This window comes from Vibrio sp. 10N.247.311.12 (assembly GCF_041467515.1).
Taxonomy (GTDB): Bacteria; Pseudomonadota; Gammaproteobacteria; order Enterobacterales; family Vibrionaceae; genus Vibrio; species Vibrio crassostreae_C.
Genome location: NZ_JBFSUV010000009.1, coordinates 54,728 through 80,476, shown reverse-complemented (window position 1 = coordinate 80,476; position 25,749 = coordinate 54,728). Strand labels below are relative to the sequence as shown.

Here is a 25,749-nt window from a genome sequence, read left to right as displayed (position 1 = left end):
AAGTACGAAATTCAGGGCTTATAGGTCATTGTTGGTAATTTATAGTTCTCGGTCAGCAGTACAAAGTTTATCGTTCAAGGTTCCATGGTAAAGGCGAGCATCACAAGCAAATCACGTATAAGCATGATTCGACAAATCTGGAGATTGGTTATTCTTTTGGATTACACGCATCAATTGAATCAGCAGCAAAATACCTGTCACGCCTAAACCAACACCGATTCCGCCCCAAATCCCTGCCAATTCGAACTTAGGCATCAAATACCAAGCCGCAGGCAACCCAAATACCCAGTAACCGATGGCAGTCATCACGGTTGGCATAGAGACAATCTTCATCCCTCTTAGCAAGTTAATCGCCAGCAGTTGCCAAGCATCAACGATAAAGCACAGCGCCACTACCCAGATAACTGAAGCCAACAGTGAGGTCATCGCGCCAGTGCCATCGTCTAACTTGAAGATAGAAGCGATCATCTCAGGCCATATGATAAACACGGCCGACAACGCCACACTCAACACCGACACCAATATGAAGCTTTGAATCGAAGTTCTTTTTATTCCTTCGTAGTTACCCGCGCCAAAATCACGACCAACCAAAATCGCCGCAGCTTGTGAGAAGCCGAAATTGAAGTTCCAAGTAAAGCTTAAGCATTGCAGCAGGATTTGGTGCAAAGCTAGCGAAGCAATACTGATCGTGCCCGCCATTAAGGTGCCACCGTAAATCAAGCCATGCTCAAGTAAAGCTGCCAAGCCGATAGGTAGACCCATCAACAACAATGGGCTCATCAGCTTGATTGAGTACTCTTCTGTATTTATCCAAGGGGCGAACTGCTTAAACTCGTCACGCTTAAATACCCAAACCGTGTACCCGACCATCACGATAAATGCCGCTATAGCCGTACCAAGCCCCAAACCTGTTAAGCCCATGTCTAATTGGAAGGTGAGAAAGTAGCTCACGGGCACATTCAGAATTACGGTGATAATCGACATCACAAGAATGGAGCGCACGTTGCCAAACGCACTGGTTAAGCCACGAAGTACCAACAAGATAAGCGAAGGCAACATCACCCACTTCAAAGCATGGACATATTCCATGGCTAAAGTGATCACTTCTGGCGGCTGTTTGGCGGCTTCTAACACCAACGGAGCAAACCAGAAGCTGGCCATTAAAGTCACGCTGAGCACGAATGCCAACATGGTTGCGCCTTTCACCGCCAATCTAATTTGAGTATTACCAAACTCTGGGCGAGCGACGCGCTGACCATAAGCGATCGCAATCAAGTTCGCGACACAACCTACAGTGCTGCTCGCAATAATGAAGATAAAAAAGTAGATAGAGGCGCCTAAGCCACCAGCCGCAAGGGCTGACACACTGATACGCGACATCATCCAAACATCAGTAAGGACTAAAGCCATAGAGATCAGCTGTGAAATGATCAAAGGGAATGCAAGAGTGAGTATTTTTTTCATGAGCGCCTCAGTTAATTTCGCCCAAAATACGATCGATGAGGCTGGCGTTCAATTGATAAATTTGCGACTCTAACATTCCATAAACTCATGCGAACGAATTATGACCCCATATCCTAGCTTGCCATCATCACATAATGGCTTAAAAGCCTTTGAAGCTGCCGCAAGGCTGATGAGCTTTACTCTGGCTGCCGAAGAGCTGCATGTGACACAAAGTGCGATCAGTCGACAGATCAAACAGCTTGAAGATGAGTTAAACGCATCACTGGTTATTCGTAAGCATCGAGCCATTGAATTAACGGTACAAGGTCATGATTTGTATGTCGCTTTGCGAGAAAGCTATGGCAATATCGAAGCCGTTATCGCCTCTTGGAGTGAGCCCAAGCAGAAACGTATTGTGATCAAAGCGACTCTGAGTTTCGCGACGCGAGTATTGATCTCCAAAGTACGGGAATTAAACGAGCGCTATCAAGATCATGAGATCGTCATAGTTCCTGTAATTGAGGAAGACGAATCAATCAATAGCAGCGAATATGACCTACTGATCTTCCACACGCGCTTCAAAAAACGCTATGACAAAGCACCAGACATTACCTTCTTGCGGGAAGAGTTTATGGCACCGGTTTGCTCGACTAGCTTAACTAATTCTGCCAATTTAACTAATTCGACCAACTTAACGAATAAAGACACCGACCTCGATTCGATCTTAACCATGCCACGGTTGCACCCGACCTTAGATCATCACGACTGGAAAGTGTGGTTGGCCGATGTTGAATTCCCACCAAAGAAACCCGTCAGAAATACCAGTTTCTTGTCTTTAGATATGGCACTCAGTGCTTGTTTATCCGGTGAAGGCGTTACGGTCACGGATCTATTGTTAGTACAACAAGATCTCCAACGAGGCTTCTTGTACTGTCCTAAGAATGCAAAGATCCAACACAGTGCTTGGACTTACTTCATTCACCAGCGTAGTCACACGCCTATCATCAACGACCTTATTGAATGGCTTAGAGAAGAGACAACGAAAGAGATCGAGTTGCTGAAAGTACTCGCACAGAAATATCAATGGTTTGGTGTAATAGAACAGGACAAAGACTTTGGTCGGCTCTTCTAAACTAAGTTATGATTCCTGTTCCCTCAACCGATTGATATTTTTATGCCTTCTTTCTCTTTTTCAATGATCCCTGTTGGGGTTAGGTTCATGATCCTCTCTGCTTTTGGATTCGCACTGATGTCTGCGTGTGTGAAGTACATCAGCAACTACGGCATACCTGTATTCGAGATTGTTGCAGCAAGGGCTTTAGTGTCTTTGATCATCAGTTATATCGACGTTAAGCGAAAAGGCATTTCGATCTGGGGAAATAACAAACCTTTGTTGTTTGTTCGAGGCGCAGTTGGCACAGCAGCCTTGATGTGTGTTTACTACGCTGTGACCACTTTGCCATTAGCAGAAGCGACCATTCTACAATACGTGCATCCTGTCTTTACCGCTCTACTTGGTGTGTTGTTCCTGAAAGAACGCGTCCAAAAGTCGACCATGATCTGCATTGCGTTCTGCTTAGCGGGGCTATTAGTAATGGTACAGCCAAGCATGAACAGTGGCGCGAGCAGCGAGTTACCGCTATTCAGCATTATGGTGGCGTTATGTGGTGCATTTGGTAGCTCAATTGCTTATGTGATTGTGAGGAAGCTTAGCCAAACAGAAGACAGTTCAGTCATCATCTTCTACTTCCCACTGGTTGCTCTCCCAATCTCCACCGCCCTTATCTGGAACGACTTTGTGTGGCCTAGCCTATTCCTAACCATGATGTTGGTTCTGGTCGGGATTTTCACACAAATAGGCCAATACGGTTTAACCAAAGCGATGCAAACCCAAGCAGCAGGCAAGGCTTCAGCTTACTCATACGTTCAGATCGTATTCTCAGCACTATTAGGTGTGTGGATCTTCAATGAGATTCCATCAGTTTGGACCTACCTAGGTGGTGGTCTAATCGTGACTGGCGCGCTAATCAATGTGTTTGGCAAACAACTTTTGGTGCCGTTTAAAGCTAAGTAAACACCAGCGAAAAGAGCTCAACATCAGTTAGCTAATCAGCGATTAAATAGAACGAAAAAGGGCATTGCGGATTATTCCACGATGCCCTTTTCTATAAATATTCTCTAACGTGTTTTCATGCCGCTAACCAACTTTAATAAAGCGGCGTATTACGTGATTAACTTGTGGCATTTCGTAACTTGGGATCATCACTCAAATACTCAACAAACTCGATTTCAAAACCTGCCGGATCCACAAAATAGACATTTTTTCGATAAGGTTCTTCAGCGCCAGGTTTAGCAATCGGGAAACCCGCATCGATAAGACGTTGAGTGACGCTTTCGATATTATTGGTCACATAAGCGAAGTGCGCGAGGCCAACAGAGTGCCCTGCCAAATCTCTGTTTTCACCCTCACCGTGATCACTCAATGCGATGTATTGGTACTCGTCGCCAAAATGCAGCCAGTTACGTGGCTTGCCTGACCATTCGCCTTTTCCTTCATCACGAACGTACCAGTGTGGAAACGCCGCTTTATAGAAAGTCAGCATTTCAGGGATGTCCTTGACGACTAAATTCACATGTTCAAGTTGGATCATTCATCTCTCCTTAAAGTATTCTCGTAAGCAACGTTGCATATCCTAATACCTCAAGTTAAGTTGAGGTAAAGCACTAATTTGCATTTATTTCGAGAACGTCTTTAGAGCCCAAATTGTCGTATTTGATGCGATACAAGCTTTAAGTTTAGACGACCTAATCCAATGTGACTTAACTCAGCCTCAAGAGCCAAAAAACACATGATGTATCGCTGAGATTAGACGATCCAATCACTGCACCTTGCTCAATATATACACATTAACATCTCCTTATTGACTGATACATCAAGTTACAATTCGATTTCATATTAGCCAACAACACTGATCTGGGTTAATAAACTGGTTTCACAATAACCTTATTTTTATTGGGGTCAGATAATTAATAAAAAGGAAGTTAAAGTGAAAAAATTATTAGCACTTGGTATCGCAGCGGTAATCTCGGCTCCAGCAGTAGCCGACCACAACACAATCAATGGTATGGATTTTGGTCCACTCGCAAAGTTAGTCGGCACATGGAAATCAGTCGAAACTGGCGGCGTTGATATTTCTCCAGGCCAAGAAGGCACAGAAGTGGGTGCAGGTGGTCCCGCGGTTACACCATTCTATGAAGTAATGACGTTTGAGGTTGCGGCAGATGCAACCAATGCCAGCGATCAATATCTGGTTGCTCTGTACTACAAACAAGAAGTATTCAGAAAGGCCGACGACTCTAAGTTCCACGATCAACGTGGCTACTTCATCTACGACCAAAAAAATCAGGTCGTCTACAACTCTTACTGCGTACCACGCACCACATGTGTCACCGCAGAAGGCCCTGCTGGCGATACAATGACGTTAGTTGCGTCTAAGCGTGGCATCGCTGAGTCCGAATACATGACGGACAACGCAACCACCACGGGCTTCACGATGAACATTAGCATTTCAGACGATACGCTGACGTACTCTCAAACAACAGGCTTAGAGATCTACGACAACGCATTTGCTCATACAGATTCAAGCACTCTAATTAAAGTGAAGTAGATTCAAATACAAACGCCTTTCACAGCGAAGTGAAAGGCGTTTTTCTGTTGTACTTGTAACAACAAACAAGTTTAACTAGATTGTGTATCAACCTTGGCGTAACGGTTGGCTAGCACTGCACAGTAAAAGATCTGAATCGGGTGATAAAGCATGATTGGTAGTAATATCATCCCTAGATTAGGGTTGTGAGCAAAGATCACCTTAGCCATAGGAATACCTGCCGCTAAGGTCTTCTTAGTACCACAGAATACTGCCGCGACTTCATCTTGATGATTGAATCCAACCTTTCGGGCACTCCATTGAATGCCGTGTACCATCACCATCAATACCACTAAACAAATCACCGCTGACAGCAACAACAGCATTGGTGAAAAGTCGCTCCAAATACCGTGTTCAATAGAGTCACAGAAAGCACTGTAGACGATCAGAAGTATCACGTATTTATCTAACTTATTGACCACTGACTTGTGTTTCTGAGTCCATTCAAAAAGTAACGGGCGCATCAACTGGCCGACAATCATTGGCAATAGCAGCATTTTAGATATAGAGATCACCGATTCCATCAGGTTTAGCTCTGCACCTTCCAACCCCATAAAGAGCTGGATCAGTAGAGGCGTAATGAACACGCCTAAAATACTAGAAAGTGATGCATTGAATATCGCACCCGGTAGGTTTCCTTTTCCAATCACCGTCATCGCGACCGAAGACGAAATCGTACTCGGTAATACGAAGAGGTAACAGAAACCAAAGGCCAGAGCTGCTGGCATATAAGCGACAAAGCCTTGCCCGAATATCACCCAAAGCAGTGGGTAAACTAAGAATGTCGCGCTTTGTACAAAAACATGCAGCTTCCAATTCGAAAGCCCCTCAAGAATGGCTTTGGGAGACAAACCCAAACCGTGTAAGAAAAACACCAAAGCGATGCCGAGAACAGTCACCGTATCGAGATGAAGTACCCCACCCGATTTGCCCCAATCCGGCGTAAAAACAGCAACGACCATAGCCACCACCATCCCTACAAGAAACCATTCCTTTTTCAGTTTTTCTATCATGTTGACACGCACTTTCTGTAGATTCCATTTCAGCCAATAACAAGGCTCCGACGCTATTTATCCTATCGACTCTAATTTTAATTAACCACCATAAACGTAAATTAAGCTTGTCTTTATCTTGAGGGTTAACATCGTTATTAAGTTTGTTACACCCGTTTTGCTCAGGATTAATCGGATGTATGGAATGACGATGAAAATATTAGAAAACAGAGGTTTATCGAGAAGATAAGATCACTTTCAGTGATCGGAACACAAAGGCAAGCCGTAGGGACAGCAATCAAACAGTAACAAATTTAGATACCAATATTCAGCCTATTACCAATAACTACTCAGCGGGAGCAAAACATGGACAACAGAATCACCATTATTGAGTTTCTCAGAGTGTTTGAGTGCATTCGCACCTCTGGCGAGCAACTGGACAATAAATATCAAGTGGACGAAATGGCGGCTTGGCATGATTATGATGGTTATACCTGTTGGCTAAGCTATAAAGACGTCACGGTGACGCTGATGTTTCATGGTTCATTGAAAATCGAGTACGACAATGCTTCAAATTATTCTGAATTTATTGAGCGTTGTCTGGGTATGCTTGCCACTGAACCTTCTCCATAAAACGCGAACAGACTAACGGCTAACGGCTAACGGCTAACGGAGACAATCATGAACGAAACGGCTTCATTGCTTAAGCGAAGACACCCTTTTTGGCTAGTACTCAGCCTCTCCTTTTTATGGTCTCAAGTATCTGTAGCAGGCATAGGTATGATTGATTTTATACAACCGAACGAACACAAGAATTGGACAGCGACCAACGACGATGTAATGGGTGGCATCTCAACGGGCGGGCTCATTTATCTTGATGATATGAGTCGATTTAGGGGCGAGCTATCGTTAGAAAACAATGGTGGTTTCAGTTCTGTAAAGCGCTCCATTGAATCACCAGCCCATGAAATAGATAGCGCAGAGCTAGTTTTCGTTGGTGATGGTCGCACCTACCAACTGAGGCTCACAACATCGAAAGATGGTAATCGAGTTCAATACAAACACGATTTCGTTACGATAAAGGGAGTGCGGCTTAACAAGGTGTTCCACTTCAATGATTTTCAAGCTGTGTTCAGAGGTCGGCTACTGAGCGATGCGCCGGAACTTAAGGCACGAGACATCAAACAAATCGGTTTTTTGATTGCGGACAAAGAGCCCTCGCCTTTTGAGCTAGACCTAATACAGCTTCACTTCAGAACATCGAAACCTATCACATCACCAGAAGCTGACTAAACTGAAAACAAACAAAAGCCCCTGAAACCTTTTGACTAGCAATCAGATATCAGGGGCTTCTTCTATTTAAACCGTCAACGACTCAAAACAACGACTGATTAAAACATCAGCAATTAGTATTTGATGGCAGTTTTACCAATCGAGGCACTGCTTTCAATACGTTGGTGTGCATCTTTAAGTGTTTCCACACTAAAGCCATTTAGGGTCGAGGTTAGCGTCGATTTAATACGGCCCGCATCAATCAGATTCGCGGCTTGGAATAGGATGTCTTGCTGCTTCTGGATATCTTCGGTGTTAAACAGTGAACGTGTAAACATCAGCTCCCAAACAAAGCCTGCTGATTTGCCTTGCAGCGCTGACAAGTCAATGCCACCATCAAATTCAACAATCGAACTGATCATGCCTTGCGGTGCGATCAATTCAACCATCGCATCCCAGTGCCCTTTTGTGTCTGCAACATTGAAAATGTAGTCGACATGTTGAATGCCTTGCTCTCGCACAGACTCGACAAGGTTACGGTGGTTCACCACATAATCCGCCCCCATATCCCTTACCCACTGTTCAGTTTCGGGTCTTGAAGCTGTTGCGATAACATTTAGGTTGGTCAGTTGCTTAGCCAGTTGAATCGTAATTGAACCAACGCCGCCCGCTCCACCAATGATCAGGATAGACTTTTTCTCTTCAGGACGAACACGCAAGCGGTCAAACAACGCTTCCCATGCTGTAAGCGTCGCTAGTGGCATAACGGCTGCAGCTTCATCAGAAAGGCTCTTCGGCGCTTTAGCGGTAATACGGTAGTCCACAGCTTGGTATTCTGCGTTAGCCCCCATGCGTGTTACGTCACCCGCATAGTACACACGGTCACCGACTTCGAAGCCTTCAACGTCAGCACCTTTACCAACAACTTCACCGACTGCGTCATAGCCCAGCACTTTTGGCTGCTCAAGAGTTTTGTCTTTGGCATTACGAATACGAATTTTAGCGTCAGCAGGATTGATAGAAGTCGCGCTCACTTTTACCAGCAAGTCATTATTTTTTAGTTCTGGCAGACTCGTTTCAAACTCAAATAAACTGTCTTGTTCTGTAATCGCAAGTGATTGAGTAAATCCGATTGCTTTCATTGTTAATGGTAATGACATGATACTTCTCCTTAAATTCGATAATTGAATCTTAGAGAATTCTCGCTTTAGATAAACAGCCTAATATTTGAATTATTATCAAATGATTTTTGATAATAAGATGTATATGCGCAGGAAAAATACTAAGATTAGCAATTTGAAAATGCCTAATTTATGGGTAACCGAACAACCGATTCAAGGTTCAGAACAGGGAAACGAAATGCTTCTTGAAGACTTACAGGTCATTTTGAAAGTGGCGGAATTTCGCAGTATTACTGCAGCAGCCACCAACCTCGATATGCGTACTGCCACAGCAAGTGCAGCGGTAAAACGTGTTGAAGCGGCACTCGGTGCGGAGTTATTTGTAAGAACCACGCGCCACCTAAGGCTCTCTTCAGCTGGCGAGCGTTATTTACCGGAATGCGAACAAGCCTTAAAGATGTTGGAGCAAGCGAAGCTCAACATGCGCGAAGAGCTTGGTATTCTTGACGGTGAAATTCGCATAGCGCTTTCATCGGATCTAGGACGCAACCTAATCACACCTTGGTTAGATGAGTTCTTGCTTGAATACCCAAAGGCGACGCTTCGCACTAGCATCAGTGATAGCAATATCGACTTCTACCGAGATTCCGTCGATATGGCGCTGCGTTACGGCTCCCCGACCGATGCCAACATGTATGGTTTCAAGATATGCGATGTGCCGAGGATATTGTGTGCGGCTCCTGAATACTTGGCTGAAATGGGCACACCAAAACACCCGAGTGACTTAGCTCAGCACAATGGTTTGCTTTACCAACTTCATGACATATTGCAAGACGAGTGGGTGTTTAACGATGGTACTCAAGATCATAAAGTGAAACTAAAAGGAAATCGCGCTTCGAACGACGCAGACCTTGTAAGACGTTGGTGTATCGCAGGTAAAGGGGTGGCAATAAAATCTTGTCTAGACATGTCTCCTCACCTGCTTTCAGGCGAAGTGGTTAAAGTTATGCCTGAATTTAAGCCGACACCTACCGAGCTGTGGTTAGTGTGTCCAAGTCGTCAATCCATCACCCCTACTGTGCGTCTACTGAGAGATTTATTCAGAGAGAAAACCGCTGAGATCCTTTCGCAATTGAGCGAACAAGGCATTATAGAAAGAAAAATATCATAGGATCTAATGCAGCTTAAAGATAAGAAACAGAGATACAAAAAAGGCGTTAGCGAACTTCAATTCGCTAACGCCTTTAATCATTTGAACATCATAGCTTCATGATGAACCTTAATAAGAGTACTTAGTTTAATACTCTTAATACAAGAGCTTAGTTTGACTCGTCTTCAACATCGCAGTCTGCACAGCACTGAAGAGCAATCTCATGTTCGAAGGTGATGGTGTCTTTACCTTCTTCTACTAGCTCTGCGATTTCGTCTACCACTTCTTTTTCATCATCCGCTTCGATTCCGCTTGCTAGCTCTTCTTCTGAATAACCGAAGAAGTTCAGTAGTAAATACTCACGCGCTTCATCTTTCGTACAAACCACGTCCGCTGAAAGATCAGGTGTAATCTCGCCTTGTGCAAGTGTTGCTGTCACTTGTGCGATAGCATCGTCTTTCATCGTAGGCGTTAACCAACCAAGATCAGTACTTACTGTCGTTTTTTTACAGTCGAAGCAAGGCAGTTGGTGAAAGTAGTATTGAAAGGTAGTCATAGGTAAATTCTTCTTTAAATGTTGTATAGCGAGATTATGCGCGTTTTGTAGCAAAATACTATCTCAATCACAACCTGAAACCGCTTCATGCTGAGTATTTTTACCAGCGCCGCGCAAGCTGATGTGATCATTCGATAAAAGCGCTGTTTTACCCATGCTTACTCACCTTTACGCTTGTTTACATTTGTACGGGTAATATATGCCTTATCAGATAACAAGCGTGGCACCTCACAAATATTTGGGTCATTGCTTAGCTTCATCGCTCCAACTATTAGCTATGAGTTCACGGCTTACTTAACTACTTAGCTACTTAGCTACTTAGCTCGGATTTGTTTGAAGTAGCTTTGTTTTCAATTAACTTACTTGCACTTCGCTTATTTTGAACCACGCTTATTTAAATCACCCATTTAGGATACCCAATCAATGATCATCAAAAAATATCAAGCCCTTGCCCTTTCATCGGTTGCTTTGCTCGCTACAGGCTGCTCACCATCATCAGATACGCCTTCGGTCAGCAACATCAGTGATTACCAAGGCTCAGCGAGTATTACTCAGGGTGTGGCGACCACCGTTGAATCGAATCTCTTTGAGTGTGCAAACGGACGTAGCCGAGTGGCGGGCGTCGGGGAAATTACGGACTCCGAAGGAAAGGTTTGGACGGTTCCAGCCAAGAACAACTTTGCGACAGGGCCAAAAGCCTTTGATCTTTATGAAGAGTGCTCAAACACCACGCCAAGTAGCCTAGCCGAAGTCGATCAAAGCTCTGTACCTGTAGCGATAGTGGATCAAGACGGTGAGGAAATAACAGGTTATATTTTTGCCGATAACTATTTCGAACTTTATATCAACGGCAAGTTAATCGCGGTAGATACCGTTCCTTTCACACCGTTTAACTCAAACATCGTCAAATTTAAGGTGAAGAAGCCTTACACGATTGCCGTGAAAGTGATTGATTGGGAAGAAAACCTAGGTCTTGGCAGCGAAGATAACCGCGGAAAGGCATACCACGCTGGTGATGGTGGCTTTATCGCGAGCTTTAGTGACGGAACCGTGACAGGACCAGACTGGCAAGCACAAACCTTTTATACCTCACCGATTTATGACCTGACTTGTTTGAGTGAAGTGGACGGGAAGCGTCTTTCTGAAAGCTGCACCACGGAAGGAACAGACCACGGTCAAGATGCCTACGCCGCTCATTGGGAAACACCAACCAACTGGATGAACCAAGAGTTCGATTCAACATCTTGGCCTCAAGCATCAGTATATTCAGAAGACGATATTGGCGTGAACAATAAAAAAGCGTACATGAACTTTATCGAAAAATTCAGTGGTGCTGGCGCAAGCTTTATCTGGTCGACAAATGTCGTTCTCGATAATGAAGTGCTACTGAGATACGAAGTTAAGTAGCTTTATTCCTTTGTAAGCAAGCCCAGTCACAAGTATGACTGGGCTTACTACTCAAACAACTTGCTGGTGTTTCTAATTCACAGCGAACCTGATCATAATCTTGAGTCCTTTCATTACGACGAAGTTTGCGAAGTCTTGCTTGCTCCAAGCGACTTAGCTTTGTAATTGTGTAACCAGCAACAAAACAACCCGATACACAAACCCCAAAATGCACTGCCGATTCCCAGTAAATTAGTACCAGAAGCAGTGAATAAGAAAGTAAGCAATGCGGGTTCTCGGTAATGACTGTCTGCCATTGATACCGCAAGGCAATTCATCAAGGTCGGCATCACCGCTAAGCCAGCAACCGCAATGACAATCTCGGAGGGCACGGCGCTAAACAGCGACACAAATGACATCCCCATCACGCCAGCTAACAAGTAAAACCCGCCCATACAGATCCCCGCCATGTAACGTGTCTTTGGATTGCCATCCGCATTCGGGCCCATGCAAATAGCGCCCGTAATCGCTGCAAGGTTATACGCAAAGCCACCAAACGGCGCGAAAATCAAACCCGTCACCCCAGTGGTGGTAATGATCTTCGATGAATCGATTTGGTATCCGTTCGCTTTTAGAACCGCAAATCCCGGTAAGTTCTGTGAAGCCATCGTCACTATAAACAATGGGATTCCGACACTGAACAACGAAAAGAACTCAAAATCGGGCGTAATGAACACCGGGGTCGTTAATCCCATAGTCACCTGACTGACATCGAGTTTGCCAAAACCCACACACATGACCAGTGCGATAATAAAAATGCTTGGGATCAGTAAATTTCCTAACCGCGCTTTCGCCAGAATAAATACAGCGAGCATGACCGTTACGACTTGTGCCTCTTCCATTAACGACGTGAACAAACCCAAACCGAATTGCAATAGAATCCCCGCGAGCATCGCAGAGGCAATCGATGTTGGGATCTGTTTTAGGACTTTCTCAAATATCCCCGCTAATCCAACTAACGTGATCAACATCGAACTGAACAAAAACACGGCCACAGCCTGATTCATTGTCAGCCCTTCAAGAGATGTGATTAACAACGCCGCTCCAGGCGTCGACCACGCTGTAACCACAGGCTTCTTGTAATGAAACGAGAGCAGTATTGTGGTTATCCCCATGCCAATTCCCAACGCCCAAAACCATGACGCCACTTGTTCTTCGGTTGCTCCAGCACTCATTGCCGCTTGGAAAATAATCGCCGCGGCGCTCGCATAACCAATGAAAATAGCGATAAAGCCGGTACTGACGTGAGAAAATTTTAGCTTAGTCATGTTAATCTCTTCCGGCGTGCGTTATAACGTCCATAGACTAAACCTAGCACTGTGCGCTATAACGCACAACTTATTTGTAAAAAACTTGTAGAGAAAATATGCAAACAGAAATTAAAGTTGGCGTTAACTTGAAACGCCTTCGCCAAGAAAAAGGCTGGAGCTTAGACAAAACAGCGAAAGAAACTGGCGTGAGCAAAGCAATGCTAGGACAAATTGAACGTGGAGAATCCAGCCCGACAGTCGCTAAGCTTTGGCAGATAGCTTCTGGGTTCGAGGTGTCACTTTCGAATTTTATCGCGGCTAGCCCAAACAGTGAACTGACGAGTTTATTCAGAGATGCAAACGAACTAAGACATGAGGAATACAACATTGGCTTTTTCGTCAGTTTGTTGTTTCCTTTTGAGGAAGCACTAGGATTTGAAATATTCGAACTCACCCTAGCACCCGATTACCAGCATGAATCCGCCCCACATAACGCAGGCGTCACTGAGCACATCTTATGCATTTCAGGAGAGATGGCCGTGATGTTTGATGATGAGTGGCATACGTTACGCGCAGGACAAGCCGTTCGCTTCAATGCCAACCAGACCCATGCCTACAAAAATATCGGTGAAGGAAACGCCGTATTTCATAATGTGATTCACTACCCTAATAACAAGCAATAGTGCCGGATTTGGTGCTAACGGATGTTTAGCTCTAACCGGATGTTCAGCGCTAACGAAAGAGCTGGCAGACCACTGGCTGTTACTAACTTAAAGCGACTATACGTTGACGACCATGCTGCCATCTTCGGCTTGATAACGAGCCCATAGTTGAGAGAGGTTTTCTTTATTAAGCTGTATCTCTTTTTCTTTCAGAAACGTTTCGTTGTGCAGCTTCGAATACGAGCGCTCAGCAAGGTCACAGCTAAATGTAACGATGGTTTTCCCTTTCCCCATTCTAGCCGCAGCGTATAGCGCACCTGCTACGTTCAACGACGAACTGCTTCCTAGAAGAATACCGTCATGTTCCGCAACAAGGCGGGATATCGTCACCAAATCCTGATCGGGAAGCGTGATGGCACGATTGATTTTTGCCTGCCTGAAATTTTCAACCGTTCGCATGATCCCTATGCCTTCCGTGAACGAACTTCCCGTTGATTGATAGTGTCCATTACGTAGAAACGAATAAATGCCGGACCCATTTGGGTCAACTAACCAAGTTTCGAGATTGGGTTGCTGCTCAGATAGATAGTGTGAGTTTCCGGCAATGGTTCCACCCGTCCCCACCACTGAAACTAGAGCATCAATATTCCCCTGTGTTTGCTGCCAGATCTCAGGTCCAGTATTTAAATAGTGCGCTCGATAATTACTGAGATTTTCAAACTGATCTGCCCACCAATAACTCTCATTTTCGACACCAATCCGCTTAGCCGTGTGGTAAAAATGTTCAGGGTTTGCAAAAGGACAAGGGTCGACCAATAACAGTTCAGCATTATAAAGCGAGATCATGCGCTCTTTCTCTTGTGCCTGCCCTTTTGGCATCACCACCAACATTTTGTAACCAAGGGATTTAGCGACCAGAGCAAGTCCTATTCCCGTATTACCAGCAGTACCTTCAACGATTGTCATTCCCGGCTTAAGCTTACCGGCTTCTATTGCATCCATAACCAACTGAAGTGCCGCTCTATCTTTAATCGAACCACCCGGGTTCTGGTGTTCGCACTTAATAAGAATCTCACAACCTGATATCTCTGAAAGACTGTTGATTCTAACAAGATCGGTATCGCCAATCAGTTCACTGAGATTGTTTGCAATATGGGCAGATGACATCGCGACTCCATTTATTTGTTGAGGATAAGTTTGTTCATCGATTGGGTTGTCGATGATCATAAGCGTAGCTCTGGGGTCTGCTTAGTCAAGAAGTGCCGGAATTGAAAAGACTCTCATTTTCCAAATAGCAATTATAATTTGGGGTGACCGATTAGATTGAGGGCAAAAAAATGTTTCTAAAAGAGAAAAAACCGGTGACCTCGTTGATGTAACTGAAATGACCAAATTAACCAACTTATTTCAAGACAGTATCGAAGGTCGGTTTCAAGCAGGCGAAGAACAGCAAGACCCTGAGATGTTTAAAAAGTCCGAACTGATGTTTATGTCAGGGGAAGAGTTACCTCGATGCTGGACAGATCCAAACTACCGCTCAGGGACTAAATAACCTTAGCGCTTCCAGAGCACCCGATGAGTCGCAATTTAAGCTCTGTTCTAAAACTGTTTCACGATCGCCTTGTAGGCTATCCCCCTGTTAAAACATTCAGACGCATCTTTACTAGACACAAAAAGCGAGCCACTTGGGCTCGCTTTTGATTGTCTTTTTCTTGCTTAGACTTCAGTTCAGATTACAGAAGTTCTACCGACTGTTGAGCAATCACGAATTCTTCGTTGGTTGGCAAGCTATTATAATCGCACCTATTAACACGGGTTTGGACAAAAACGCGTTAAACTCAAAACTCTAATTCACTTAACTAATATTAGAAAAAGTATCTTGAAACCTTAAAGCTGAGAGGTTGATACGGCGACGTTGAACAATGAGTCTTAGATCTCTAATCAATCACGTTAGTATGGGTGAAGCCTGAAAGTGATAGACTTAGAAAGCGTATTAATAATAATCAACAAAAGTCTGGTGAGTGTGTTATCTTGGTTGTTATCCCTACCGCTTAGTGGGGACTTCTTTTCTTTTCCGAACTCACATCTCGGCACTCCTTAGTTGCCCTCCTAAGCCTCACCGCAGGCTTTAATTATGTCCATTTCAACCCAAAAGTTAAGAAACATCTTCAAACTCACTAGAATTGAAAATGTAGAAATCAACAACGATGTACCCCATTTCTCACCTTGGTTACCACTTGCTCAGAAAGTAAAACCTGTCATCCCTTCTGCGATTATATATTGCGAAGGTAATTTTGGTAAAATTGATGGTAAAACCGCTAATGGGTTAGTGAGACATTCGTTAAGCTATCGTATTCTATCGGTTATTGATAGTGAGTCTGCTGGCTTAGATGCTGGTGAAGTTCTTGATAACAAAGCCAATGGAATACCTATCCTTGCTAATGCTGAAGAAGCTATCATTCACGCAGAAAGCATTCCTGATTACTTCATTTTTGGCATTGCGCCATCAAGTGGCTTTTTATCTGACTTAGATAAAAGCATAATTTTAAATGCCATGTCACTAGGAATGAACATCGTAAATGGCTTACATGAATTCCTAACCGATGATCCTCTATTTTTAGAAGCCAGCTTAAAGAATAACGTTCGAATATTCGATACTCGCAAACCCAAAAATAAAGGCGATCTGAAAACGTTTATCGGGAAAATACACAACGTTAAATGTCCGAGAATTGCTGTCATGGGGACGGATTGCGCGCTAGGAAAACGAACAACAGCAACAATATTAACGAATGAACTGACTAAAAAAGGCCTTAACGTCGTTCTGATTGCCACCGGTCAAACAGGCATTATGCAAGGCGCACAATACTGCGTTGCACTCGATGCTGTTCCTTCACAATTTTGTGCCGGTGAGTTGGAATCTGTCATTGTACAGGCCTATGAAAAAGAAAACCCGGATCTGATTATTATTGAAGGGCAAGGAGCCTTGAGTCACCCTGCGTTTTCAACCAGCGCTTTTATCTTACGTGGCAGCTGTCCAACGGGTGTGATACTGCAACATGCCCCTAAACGTTTATATCGTAGTGATTTTCCTGATTGCCCAATGCCTTCGATTGCCTCAGAAATCAATCTTATCGAAACGTTTTCTAATACCAATGTTATTGGACTAACACTGAATCATGAAGATATGTCGTTGGATGAAACACGCAGTGTGATAGACAGTTACACTACCGAATTTGGTCTACCTGTTACTGATGTCTTGTCACAACCTGTCGAACATCTGTTGCACATCGTAACGTCAGCTTTCCCTAAAATAGAAAGTAAACTGGCCGAAAAAGGGTGAACTACCCTAGGTTAGACATCGATTGTGGGAAAGTTCACCATAACGCTCAATTCCTGATTACTCAGCTCTCACTGAAAAATATATCCGTTACGCCTGTAACAAAAGCCTTCCTCGGTCACCCTATCATCGCACAAGTTCTTATTGATGCTGGCGCACCAATGTTAGCCGATTCAAGAATCGAAAATCTTCAAAAGATGACTGAATCTGGCATTTCTATCCCCAAAATGCTGATACGTACACCCATGCTCAGTCAAGTGGCGAGCATAATAAAATACAGTGATATGAGTTTAAACTCTGAAGTTGAAGTGATTCAGAGGCTTTCACATGCAGCGGAACAACAAAATTGTCGTCACGATATTATTATTATGGTTGAGCTTGGCGATCTCAGAGAAGGTGTGATGCCTAATCGCGTTATTGATTTTATCCGTGAGATTATTTCTTTACCAAACATCACGATAAAAGGAATTGGTACGAATTTAGCTTGTCGGTATGGTGTCGCTCCAGATGACAAAAATATGAATATTCTTTCTGATCTTGCCGATGGAATTGAAGCTACATTTGGGATCAATCTAGAAATTATTTCAGGGGGTAATTCTGCTTCAGTTAACTGGGCTCTTCAGAGAACAGGCTTAACTCGAGTCAATCACCTTCGTATAGGAGAAGCAATTTTTTTAGGCTGTGAGCCTTTAGAGCACGAAAATATCAAAGGCTTACATACGGATGCGATTTCTTTGACCGCTGAAGTGATTGAATCCAAAATTAAACCGACTTTGCCTTGGGGAAGTCGGGGGTTAAATGCTTTTGGTGAAAAAGAAAACCTTCAAGATAGAGGGGAGGTATCGCAAGCTATTCTGGCATTAGGCCGCCAAGATGTTTGTGTCGGCGGGCTTAAGGCTCCGAATGGGATTAAGATCATGTCTTCAACTAGCGATCACCTTGTCCTTGAATCCTCACAGAAACCACTACTTGTAGGGGAAAAAGTCACATTCAGTTTAGATTACAGTGCGCTCTTATCTTCTATGTCTTCACGTTATATCCATAAATATTTTAAGGCACCTAAAGGGAGAAGAAAGGAAGAAGGAGCGCATAATGCTACGAACAACTGTAATTCTCTTCGTCAGTGTCATGCTTAACGGTTGTCAGATAAGCCCAATAAAATCTAATGGACTTGCCGATTATAGAGCGACAGTTATTTCAAGCCAACTTCCACAAGAGTTAGGCTCAATCACACTCGTAAATGCACAGTCAGAGGGCGATAGTGTCACTCTTGTTTTCGTAAAAAAGAAAACTTTGAATATGGACCGATTAGTAGAAAAAGTCGCCGTTAGTTTTTGTGACAACATCGAAATAAGACCACTATTAGAGAGTGGGATCTCTTATCGAATCATTACCTTAGGAAAAAATGAGAAAGTAGAAAGCCTTAACGTCATTTCTCTAGCTAAGTGCTCTAATTGAATGCTTAGCAGTCGAATGGATAAAAGCCAATACGAGTTGTTCAATGTACTCAATGACACTATTTTATTGAGGTTTGACCGCCTTACGCCTTGGGAAAAAAACTTTATCACAGAGTTACACCATAAGGTCGTAACTAGACAACTCATTTCAATTAAACAAAAACAGCTTGCTTTAAAAATTTCAATGAAAGCCTATAAATCAAAGAAGAAAAACGCGCGTTCCAACGTTTAATTTAAGCTTGTGTATACCTAATCTGTTCAAGGTCCTCAAACCTTGGACAGATTAGTAGTATTTGCACTTAACGTATTGAAAATAATCAAGTGTAGCGGTGAATGGGTAACAACTTTCAGCGTAATAGCAATTGAAACACCTAAGTATTTAGGTTCCTTTTCGATTAACACTCAGTACCTTCTGAAAGCAACAATGCATCTTCTAATTCAACCCCAAGATAGCGGATTGTATTATCTACCTTGGTATGACCAAGTAGTAGCTGCACCGCTCGGATATTTTTCGTTTTTGCGTAGACTAACGTCGCTTTTGTTCGCCTCATCGAGTGAGTGCCATACAAGTTAGGATCCAACCCCAGATTAGAAGCCCATCTCCTCACTAAGTATCGATAGTACGAATAGCTAATCGCTTGTTGCTTTCGCCTTTGGCTTGGGAAAATAAAATTGCTGTCATGTAGCGAAGCCATCAAAATCCATTTCATTAGACTCTGTTGAGTTCTTGTCGTTATCTCAAATTGAACTTCAATATCTGTTTTGCGCTGGATATGCTTAACGCGGTTAAATATCCTATCTTGCGAAGATACATCGCAAACTCTGAGAACGAGCAAATCACTTGCTCTAAGTTTGCTATCAATAGCTAAGTTGAGCAACGCAAGCTGCATCAAATTATTTTCAATTTCTAATCTGGTTCTGATCCGCCAAATTTCCTCAAGCCGAAAAGGCTTTTTGACGCCACTTCGTTTTGTTGAAAACTACCATGATGACCTCCTTTTTAATTTGGTCATCACGATTGTAGTTGGAAGGAAATGGACATTTCTGAGTTAGCACTTTTGCTAAATTAGGGAAAGACGAATTAACTGAAGTATGGCAAACGCTGGTTTAGCTTGTCTCTAGAACAATTATTGGCGACCATAGCTAGTTATCCAGCGGCCATTCACGAGTTTCAATCAACCCTTGCTCAAGCAAGTTGTCGCGAAGCTGGTGAATCCTGACTTTTAGCTCATCACGTATTAATCGAATCGCTGGAGAGATCAACTGACGACTCGGTAATATCAGCCACATTTCGGTCAGTGGTATATCGCTATTAACTAATATCCTCTCTAATCGGCCCGCGAGTAAATCTTCACCGACATCAATAGCGGATTTCTTCGCTATCCCCACCCCATCAATACACCACCGACGAACAATATCACCATCATTCACAGCTCGATCACTGTTCATTTTTATTCTGTATTTTTGATCACCATGATAAAGATCCCAACCGTCGTGCACGACTTCGTACAGTTTGTAGAGCAAGGCTTTATGTTGATATAAATCATCAGGAACCAAAGGTCGACCATGATTTTCAATATAATCAGGAGAAGCGCATAGAACATGAGGGATATCGCAGATCTTAAATCCATACAAGTTGGATTCTTGCGCGGCACCTTTAGTCATAGCTCGTAACGCCACATCGACCCCATCGCGGTAAAAATCGGTTCGGCTATCACTCACATGGAGCCTCAATGACAGGTCTTGATGCTTGTCCATTACATCATTAAGCAAAACGCGCATCAGGTTGCGCCCCATCTCAGAAGACACCGCGATACGAACTTCCCCACTGATGGATTGCTGCTCTTCATTGACCAACACCTGCCCTTGTTGCAACAAATCCAATGCTTGTTGGCACAAAGGTAGATACCGCTCACCCTCTGGGGTCATGCGCATCTTTCGCGTCGTTCGAACAAATAACTCGGCTCCTAACTCTTGCTCTATCCGTTTTAATGACACACTTGCAGCAGAAGAGCTCATATCAAGTTGATTCGCCGCGGCTGTAATCGATTGAAGCTCAGCAACTTTCAACAAAACCTGTAAATCTGAAATTTTCATCACTATACTCTTCACTACTCGAATGGTCAGTTTTATTATCCATGATTTAAGGAAAGTGTATTAAAGATTAGCCCGTTTATCGAATGAATAATTTTGAATAATATTCACCTCAAGCAAATACAGCAGAGGCATTACTATGAAATCATTATTTAAAGCATCGACATTAGCACTAGCCGCAACGCTACTTACTACACCTTCTTTTGCCGATGAAGGTTCTTCAAAAGTTGTCGCGGTAAACGATATTGAGTGGGGTTATCTAAACCCTTTGCGCGGCGTACTTAGCCCGGGAGCTGCGGACCTTTGGGGTGACCGTACAACGGATACCGCAACAGGTATGTTGGTACGCTTTAACAAGGGTTTTGAGTCACCACCGCACATTCATAACATCACGTACCGCGGTGTGGTCATTGAAGGTCAAATGCATAATGACGATCCAACATCAGAAAAGATGTGGATGCCAACAGGCTCGTTCTGGACGCAACCAGCAGGTGAAGACCACACCACTGCCGCAAACGGTGAAACAAACCTAATCTACCTTGAGATTGATGCGGGTCCATATCTAGTTCAACCATCTGAAGAGAAGTTCGATAATGGCGAACGTCCTCTAAACTTGCATAAAGACAATATCGTGTGGCTAAACAGCAGTGATCTTCACGATATCAAAGTAGACGGTGTTCAATCAACGTATGTTTGGGGTAGCACTTCTGACATGGGTGGTTCAATGATCAAACTGCCTGCCGGCTTTGAAGGAAAAATCACCACGGACGCAAGTGAGTTCCGCGCCGTTGTGATTGCAGGCTCGATTGAGTACAACTCAAAAGAACAAAGCAGCAATCTTACTTTAAACCCGGGAAGCTACGTGGAATCTGAGGGCAAGTTCTCTCATAACATCACCAACACGGGGGACTCTGAGGCAACAATCTACATCCGTACTAACAGCAAGTACCAAGTGAAATAAGCCCTAGCTCGCTTTGTCCCTCGCCATCGGCTTAATCCCCCTTAAACCGGTGGCAATTTCCATCGACGCGCAAATCTGTGCAGCACAAGGGTTATGTACAATACAAAGGTTAATATATGAAACACATATTGTTCATCGCTTCTTTGATCATGGTGACATTCAGCTCTGCCTCTTTTGCAGCAAACCAAGTGCGCGATGAAAATACGGTAGAAATTGAGTGGCTTGATCTGATCCCAGAAAGCGAACGTGCACGCGTCAGCGATGAAACCCTTGCTGCCCTTGACCATAGTGCGAATGTTGCTCAGCAGGCTCTAGTGGGAAGTGTTCGTCCAGAACTGAATGGCAGCAACGTCAAAATACCGGGTTTCGTGATTCCATTAGAAGGGGACTCAGAGTCAATCTCTGAGTTTCTTTTGGTTCCCTTTTATGGTGCGTGTATTCACGTTCCACCACCACCTCCAAACCAGATTATTTACGTCAAGTTTGAAGAAGGGACTCCAACTAAAGACCTTTGGGATATCGTTTACATCACAGGAACCTTGAAAACAGAAACAGTAATTTCTGATGACATAGGGGTCGAGTCAGGCTATTCCATTGAAGGTGCGAGCTTAGAGATATATAACAAAGTGTGATCTAGTAAAACTAGAGACTCTATAGGGCTGCGGGTGACCCAAACCAATGATCTGGTAGTGAACAACTAAGGAAAGAGCCATTTGGTTAGCCCGCACTTCACTAGACACTGCACTGGTTAGAAAATGTAGGCCAAATGGCTAGCCTTGAAGTGTGACAGACATGCATCCCGAATTGGAATGGGGCACTTTCGAGTTAGAAAGTGCCACGGGTAAAAATTCAATCCGAGAAGCTTTTGGACAGAAATCATTTAGACTATTTACTTAAATCGGGAGTCACCGGATTAGTTCAGGTATCTAAAACTCCAAGGTCTCACCATCAGCAGGAATAAGGACTTTATCTGACAAACCGTTTTTATCAATTGCTTCTTTAAGAATTGGTCGAGTCACTGCACAGTGATTGAGTGCCTCCATATGGTTCGCAACCACCTTATTAGGGGAAAGGCGAATAAACTCCATGACCTCATCAATAGACATCAATAACGGTTGACCAACGTCCATACGAGCACGACCTGCCGCGACTACTGTGATATCAGGTTTCAACTCAGTCAACGCTCGTTTTACATCATCGGTTAGAACTGTATCACCGCTAATGTAAATAGAAGGCTCATTGGGGAGCTCCAAGAAAAATCCAACACCATTAGCCATTACCTTGTGAATCCATCCATGGCCGTGCAAAGCCGGAACCGCGGTGAGCTTTCCGTCTAGAAAGTCGATAGTTTGCCAGTCTTCAATTCCCCAATTTACCGTTAAGTCATATTTTTCTAGGTAAGCCTTATCTTTGGCTGGTGTCGCAACTGGGATATTACGACTTGTTAAAAACATCTCACCTGCCGGATCTAGGTGATCTCCATGTTGTAATGCCTTGATACCAAGTGTTTGACTGTGAGTAATTAAGGTATGAGTAACCTTGTTTAGTAGCTCATCGGCATTACTTGGCATCTCAACGGTTGGATTTTTCGCGGCCTTAGCCTTAATGACTGAAAACGGAGGCATAGAGCCTTTTTTCCCCAACATAGGATCAATAAGGATAAATTTTTCGCCAGATTCAATAATAAATGTTGCGCTACGTAGGTGGTGGATCTTCATAATGCCTCTCTAAACTCACTAACAAGCCATGTTCTCTATGAGATTTAGTATGCTTCTTTCTAGTTTCTTGTGATACTGTCTTGAAAGTCAACATTCGCGCAAATCGAGACACTTGTGAACAAATCAACCGAGCTAATTAAAATTACGATGGTAGCCTTTGAAGGCATCAGTGCTTTTCATCTCTCTGTGCCTTGTCTGGTGTTTCAAGATATCTTTTTCGGTCAGCCGGTTCGGTTTGACTTGAGGATCTGTTGCGAAAACAGCTTGCAGTTTGAAACAAGCTCTGGATTTGGTGTGGTGATCGATAAAGATTTGAGCGCTATTAAAGAGGCGGATATTGTGATTGTTCCAAGCTGGCCAAATGACCTGCCAGAGCCAAGTGAGCGACTTATAGAGGCGCTAATAGAGCATCATGGGAAAGGTAAGCTACTAGTAGGACTCTGCCTCGGGTCTTATGTACTTGCATGTGCTGGCGTTCTCGATGGAAAACGTGCCACAAGCCATTGGGCGTTTTCCGAACAATTTCAGCAGCAATTTCCTAAGGTGGATTTTGACCCAAACCCTCTATTTGTTGAACATGAGACTATCATTACCTCTGCTGGAGTAGCTGCTTCACTCGATTGTTGTCTACATATAGTGCGCCGTTTGTGTGGTAGTGAGCTCGCGAATGATCTCGCACGTAAGATGGTGACTGCGCCATCTCGTACTGGTGGACAGCAGCAATACATACCAGCACCAGTCAACATAAAACCTCTTACAGAGACAAGTATTAGCCTTGTGATTGAGCTGGTGGAGCAGAGCCTTAATCAGTGTCACTCACTAGATGAAGTCGCTGAGCGCTGTGCGATGAGTAAACGTACCTTCACACGCCAGTTTAAATCCACCTATGGCTGTACATTTGGTGAATGGCTGCAAAACCGACGTTTGGAGCTTAGCCAACGTCTATTAGAAACCACGAAACTATCGATACCTCAAGTTGCAGAGCAAGCGGGTTTTGGCTCTGACAGTGTATTCAGAAAGCACTTTAAATCGGCTTTTCATGTATCGCCGATTCAGTGGCGCACTACATTCAAGCAATAGTCTTAATTTCATTGAGGGCGATGGGGCTAGATCGTCGCATCTATTACTTTTTGTATCTGAAACCTTGCAAGTTCAATTCTAGGCGTTTTTGGGGCATCACAAGCCAGCCCTAACATCACTAGTTTGAAGCTACAAAATGATTTGCCGAAATCAATAGAATGAGTTTTGACTATCTCGCTATAAGGCCACTTAGCGATGGTCTATCCAACATATGAGCACAAAAAAAGCGAGCACTAAGCTCGCTTTTAACCATCTGTTTTTAAAGTAAATTACAGTAGTTCTACCGACTATTGAGCAATCACGAATTCTTCGTTGGTTAGATTGCTATTAGTATCGCATCTGCTAGTAAGAGTGTGGTCAAAATTATTTAGACCACAATTTTAAACGACGTTGCAAAGATGAGTCTTACTCAATATCAGCAATTAGAACAACTATCCAAGCAAAGTGTAGGAAGTAAGCGCTATGTGACTCCCAGCAAAAGGATAAATTGCGCAGTCTAACTCAATGTAATCACGGTTTTTCGTTTTGTGGTTTCACTGTGTTTCAACGCATCAAGCATCTGCTCGAATTTAAAAGTGACAGGAATACTAACTTCAACACTCCCATTTTCAATACGCTCAAGCAGCGCTTCACCATTTTGCATTAATGTATGCCAATCATCTTTATCACCAAAATTATGTAACGCTCCAAGGGCTATTTCGTGGTAAGAAATAGTGCGCGTAAATGGAGGGTCAATGGGTTTAGCAATACGATCTTGAATGCAGACAATATGTCCATTCGCTCTTAACAGCGGCACTAAATGGGCGGCATTTTCCCCACTCACCGCATCAAAAATGGCGAAGTATTTCATGTCGATTTGAGATTGCTCCCGATAAACTTGGCGAATACCTAAGCTTTTGGCTCGCTCTTCGCTCAGACTCGCGGAGACAACATCAACGATATAACCCGCTCTGACAAGGATCTGGGATAACAAATTATTCACCGCGCCAAAACCAACGACAAGCACTTCTCTTTGTTGGGTTAATGGAATTTTTTCAAATGCTTGCCACGCAGTTAGCATCGGACAAGGCAGTGCCGCGGCAAGTTCAAAAGATAGGCTCTCAGGTAGTGTCATCACTCGCTCAACGTTCAAAACAGTATATTTAGCGAAGCTACCATGGCGATTTAGTGAACCATGATATGCCACTCGACGGCCAATTAGACTGGGATCAACTTTAGAACCTACTTGTACGACGACGCCGGCACCATCAACACCTGGAACATGGCCATTCGGCCAATTTAAAGGATTGGCTTTAATAAATTTCCAATCCACAGGGTTAATACCAATCGCTTTGTTTTGTACTAAGATTTCGCTGTCATCTAAAGCTGCTCTTTCAGCCTTACCTAAAACAAGACTGTGTTTCTCAGTTTGATATTGCCAAATTCGATAGGGTTCCATATCACTTCCACTCGCTTAATGAAAAGGTAAGGCACCAAAGAGTTATCGTCCTTGGTACCTGGTGT

The 25,749-nt window shown here is 43.6% G+C and carries 27 protein-coding genes; 16 read left to right on the top strand and 11 right to left on the bottom strand.

What is annotated here, in order from left to right:
- Positions 1-111 precede the first annotated feature (111 nt).
- Complete coding sequence (locus tag AB6E30_RS06175; protein WP_136982643.1) at positions 112-1,464, bottom strand: MATE family efflux transporter; 1,353 nt, start codon at positions 1,462-1,464, stop codon at positions 112-114.
- Between the two features lie 100 nt (positions 1,465-1,564).
- On the opposite strand from AB6E30_RS06175, the gene AB6E30_RS06170 reads away from it, so the two are divergent.
- Positions 1,565-2,575 carry a LysR family transcriptional regulator gene (locus tag AB6E30_RS06170; RefSeq protein WP_136982644.1) on the top strand — a complete coding sequence of 337 codons (1,011 nt, stop codon included), beginning with the start codon at positions 1,565-1,567 and terminating at the stop codon, positions 2,573-2,575.
- 42 nt (positions 2,576-2,617) lie between these two features.
- Positions 2,618-3,517, top strand: coding sequence for a DMT family transporter (locus AB6E30_RS06165; protein WP_048610851.1), 900 nt, complete (start codon positions 2,618-2,620; stop codon positions 3,515-3,517).
- A gap of 157 nt (positions 3,518-3,674) precedes the next feature.
- On the opposite strand, the gene AB6E30_RS06160 is transcribed toward AB6E30_RS06165, so the two are convergent.
- Positions 3,675-4,094, bottom strand: a complete 420-nt coding sequence (locus tag AB6E30_RS06160) for a VOC family protein (RefSeq protein ID WP_017065925.1) — start codon at positions 4,092-4,094, stop codon at positions 3,675-3,677.
- A gap of 396 nt (positions 4,095-4,490) precedes the next feature.
- Here AB6E30_RS06160 and AB6E30_RS06155 point away from each other — a divergent pair, with 396 nt between their 5' ends.
- Positions 4,491-5,111, top strand: a complete 621-nt coding sequence (locus tag AB6E30_RS06155; RefSeq protein WP_017062436.1) for a heme-binding beta-barrel domain-containing protein — start codon at positions 4,491-4,493, stop codon at positions 5,109-5,111.
- A gap of 71 nt (positions 5,112-5,182) precedes the next feature.
- Here AB6E30_RS06155 and AB6E30_RS06150 read toward each other — a convergent pair whose 3' ends face one another.
- Entirely contained in the window at positions 5,183-6,163 is a 981-nt protein-coding gene (locus AB6E30_RS06150; RefSeq protein ID WP_032545880.1) for a bile acid:sodium symporter family protein, read from the bottom strand.
- A 345-nt stretch (positions 6,164-6,508) separates the two neighbouring features.
- Here AB6E30_RS06150 and AB6E30_RS06145 point away from each other — a divergent pair, with 345 nt between their 5' ends.
- A complete protein-coding gene (locus AB6E30_RS06145) occupies positions 6,509-6,775 on the top strand; it encodes a DUF3081 domain-containing protein (RefSeq protein ID WP_372090480.1) in 267 nt (88 codons plus the stop codon).
- A 48-nt stretch (positions 6,776-6,823) separates the two neighbouring features.
- Positions 6,824-7,435, top strand: coding sequence for a CIA30 family protein (locus AB6E30_RS06140; RefSeq protein ID WP_065584785.1), 612 nt, complete (start codon positions 6,824-6,826; stop codon positions 7,433-7,435).
- A 113-nt stretch (positions 7,436-7,548) separates the two neighbouring features.
- Here AB6E30_RS06140 and AB6E30_RS06135 read toward each other — a convergent pair whose 3' ends face one another.
- Positions 7,549-8,574 carry a zinc-binding alcohol dehydrogenase family protein gene (locus tag AB6E30_RS06135; RefSeq protein WP_372090482.1) on the bottom strand — a complete coding sequence of 342 codons (1,026 nt, stop codon included), beginning with the start codon at positions 8,572-8,574 and terminating at the stop codon, positions 7,549-7,551.
- A gap of 199 nt (positions 8,575-8,773) precedes the next feature.
- Here AB6E30_RS06135 and AB6E30_RS06130 point away from each other — a divergent pair, with 199 nt between their 5' ends.
- Positions 8,774-9,706, top strand: a complete 933-nt coding sequence (locus tag AB6E30_RS06130; RefSeq protein ID WP_372102970.1) for a LysR family transcriptional regulator — start codon at positions 8,774-8,776, stop codon at positions 9,704-9,706.
- 148 nt (positions 9,707-9,854) lie between these two features.
- Here AB6E30_RS06130 and AB6E30_RS06125 read toward each other — a convergent pair whose 3' ends face one another.
- Positions 9,855-10,241 (bottom strand): hypothetical protein, encoded by a 387-nt coding sequence (locus AB6E30_RS06125; protein WP_372102945.1) that lies wholly within the window; start codon positions 10,239-10,241, stop codon positions 9,855-9,857.
- A gap of 423 nt (positions 10,242-10,664) precedes the next feature.
- On the opposite strand from AB6E30_RS06125, the gene AB6E30_RS06120 reads away from it, so the two are divergent.
- A complete protein-coding gene (locus AB6E30_RS06120) occupies positions 10,665-11,648 on the top strand; it encodes a hypothetical protein (RefSeq protein WP_136982649.1) in 984 nt (327 codons plus the stop codon).
- 113 nt (positions 11,649-11,761) lie between these two features.
- Here the strand turns inward: AB6E30_RS06120 and AB6E30_RS06115 are convergent, their stop codons facing one another.
- Positions 11,762-12,955, bottom strand: coding sequence for a benzoate/H(+) symporter BenE family transporter (locus tag AB6E30_RS06115; protein WP_372102944.1), 1,194 nt, complete (start codon positions 12,953-12,955; stop codon positions 11,762-11,764).
- A 98-nt stretch (positions 12,956-13,053) separates the two neighbouring features.
- Here AB6E30_RS06115 and AB6E30_RS06110 point away from each other — a divergent pair, with 98 nt between their 5' ends.
- Complete coding sequence (locus AB6E30_RS06110) at positions 13,054-13,620, top strand: helix-turn-helix domain-containing protein (protein WP_017064371.1); 567 nt, start codon at positions 13,054-13,056, stop codon at positions 13,618-13,620.
- Positions 13,621-13,716: 96 nt separating this feature from the next.
- Here the strand turns inward: AB6E30_RS06110 and AB6E30_RS06105 are convergent, their stop codons facing one another.
- Positions 13,717-14,766: a cysteine synthase A gene (locus AB6E30_RS06105; protein WP_102320367.1), complete on the bottom strand. Its 1,050-nt coding sequence runs from the start codon at positions 14,764-14,766 to the stop codon at positions 13,717-13,719.
- 217 nt (positions 14,767-14,983) lie between these two features.
- Here AB6E30_RS06105 and AB6E30_RS06100 point away from each other — a divergent pair, with 217 nt between their 5' ends.
- The 5 genes from AB6E30_RS06100 to AB6E30_RS06080 all read left to right on the top strand — a co-directional run bounded on the left by AB6E30_RS06100 (position 14,984) and on the right by AB6E30_RS06080 (position 18,625).
- The gene (locus AB6E30_RS06100; RefSeq protein ID WP_017062447.1) at positions 14,984-15,151 is read left to right on the top strand and encodes a hypothetical protein; all 168 of its coding nucleotides are present in this window, start codon (positions 14,984-14,986) and stop codon (positions 15,149-15,151) included.
- Between the two features lie 582 nt (positions 15,152-15,733).
- The gene (locus tag AB6E30_RS06095) at positions 15,734-16,939 is read left to right on the top strand and encodes a DUF1611 domain-containing protein (protein WP_102398493.1); all 1,206 of its coding nucleotides are present in this window, start codon (positions 15,734-15,736) and stop codon (positions 16,937-16,939) included.
- Entirely contained in the window at positions 16,936-18,072 is a 1,137-nt protein-coding gene (locus AB6E30_RS06090) for an alanine/ornithine racemase family PLP-dependent enzyme (protein ID WP_065584873.1), read from the top strand. The genes AB6E30_RS06095 and AB6E30_RS06090 overlap by 4 nt, the downstream gene beginning before the upstream one ends.
- Positions 18,029-18,394: a type II secretion system pilot lipoprotein GspS-beta gene (gene gspS2, locus AB6E30_RS06085; RefSeq protein WP_016788065.1), complete on the top strand. Its 366-nt coding sequence runs from the start codon at positions 18,029-18,031 to the stop codon at positions 18,392-18,394. The genes AB6E30_RS06090 and gspS2 overlap by 44 nt, the downstream gene beginning before the upstream one ends.
- Positions 18,395-18,625: a hypothetical protein gene (locus tag AB6E30_RS06080; protein WP_004735670.1), complete on the top strand. Its 231-nt coding sequence runs from the start codon at positions 18,395-18,397 to the stop codon at positions 18,623-18,625.
- Between the two features lie 163 nt (positions 18,626-18,788).
- On the opposite strand, the gene AB6E30_RS06075 is transcribed toward AB6E30_RS06080, so the two are convergent.
- Together AB6E30_RS06075 and AB6E30_RS06070 are read right to left on the bottom strand one after the other, a co-directional pair.
- Entirely contained in the window at positions 18,789-19,325 is a 537-nt protein-coding gene (locus AB6E30_RS06075) for a tyrosine-type recombinase/integrase (protein WP_102394471.1), read from the bottom strand.
- Positions 19,326-19,536: 211 nt separating this feature from the next.
- Positions 19,537-20,490, bottom strand: a complete 954-nt coding sequence (locus tag AB6E30_RS06070) for a LysR family transcriptional regulator (RefSeq protein ID WP_102320871.1) — start codon at positions 20,488-20,490, stop codon at positions 19,537-19,539.
- Positions 20,491-20,626: 136 nt separating this feature from the next.
- Here AB6E30_RS06070 and AB6E30_RS06065 point away from each other — a divergent pair, with 136 nt between their 5' ends.
- On the top strand, positions 20,627-21,448 hold the full coding sequence (locus AB6E30_RS06065) for a DUF4437 domain-containing protein (protein WP_102320870.1): 822 nt from the start codon (positions 20,627-20,629) through the stop codon (positions 21,446-21,448).
- A 116-nt stretch (positions 21,449-21,564) separates the two neighbouring features.
- Entirely contained in the window at positions 21,565-22,080 is a 516-nt protein-coding gene (locus AB6E30_RS06060) for a DUF3299 domain-containing protein (protein WP_102320869.1), read from the top strand.
- A 294-nt stretch (positions 22,081-22,374) separates the two neighbouring features.
- On the opposite strand, the gene AB6E30_RS06055 is transcribed toward AB6E30_RS06060, so the two are convergent.
- A complete protein-coding gene (locus AB6E30_RS06055; protein WP_102427727.1) occupies positions 22,375-23,166 on the bottom strand; it encodes an MBL fold metallo-hydrolase in 792 nt (263 codons plus the stop codon).
- 114 nt (positions 23,167-23,280) lie between these two features.
- Between AB6E30_RS06055 and AB6E30_RS06050 the strand changes: the two genes are divergently transcribed.
- Entirely contained in the window at positions 23,281-24,246 is a 966-nt protein-coding gene (locus AB6E30_RS06050; protein ID WP_102393298.1) for a GlxA family transcriptional regulator, read from the top strand.
- Between the two features lie 496 nt (positions 24,247-24,742).
- Here the strand turns inward: AB6E30_RS06050 and AB6E30_RS06045 are convergent, their stop codons facing one another.
- On the bottom strand, positions 24,743-25,684 hold the full coding sequence (locus tag AB6E30_RS06045; RefSeq protein ID WP_017062694.1) for a zinc-binding dehydrogenase: 942 nt from the start codon (positions 25,682-25,684) through the stop codon (positions 24,743-24,745).
- Positions 25,685-25,749 lie beyond the last annotated feature (65 nt).